1 protein-coding gene is annotated in these 437 nt (G+C 46.7%); it reads left to right on the top strand.

Translation table 11 applies throughout. From position 1 onward, the window contains the following. Nucleotides 1-371, top strand: a 371-nt coding sequence (locus DC53_RS22325) for a hypothetical protein (protein WP_033032828.1), incomplete at its 5' end; no start/stop codon positions are given. Nucleotides 372-437: the final 66 nt, after the last annotated feature.

Here is a 437-nt window from a genome sequence, read left to right as displayed (position 1 = left end):
CTTGCCCTGGCTCACCTTCAGCACCTTGGATTATTGCAGCTCGCGCAGCAGCTCGAATCGCTAAGCAAGCAAACGAAGATCCAGCAACTGAATACCGTGGCATGACCCTTGATACTGTGGTTAACGGCAAAGATGGCGAGCAATGGAACTACGACGAGCGTGATTTAGCTTGGAAGGCTGGCGTATCTTCAACGCAAATCGAAGATGGTGTGATTAAGCTTGATAACTCACTGACTTTCTATCACCCAGATGGCAAGCCAGATCCAGAGTACGGCAAGATTATTTACATCGTTAAGTTGCAAAATATCATATACAATATGGATTTGATTTTTGACCAACCCGAATGGAAGAAAGCGCCACTTATTCCCTGATTTCCAAGTAAGCACTAACCCGAACGCACGCAAGCCTAGTGACGCAGTAGCGGCACTTGCTGTAAT

This window comes from Pseudoalteromonas fuliginea (assembly GCF_000690055.1).
GTDB classification, from domain to species: Bacteria; Pseudomonadota; Gammaproteobacteria; order Enterobacterales; family Alteromonadaceae; genus Pseudoalteromonas; species Pseudoalteromonas fuliginea.
The sequence above is the reverse complement of the archived record's forward strand: the minus strand, read 5'-3'. Positions and strand labels throughout refer to the sequence as shown.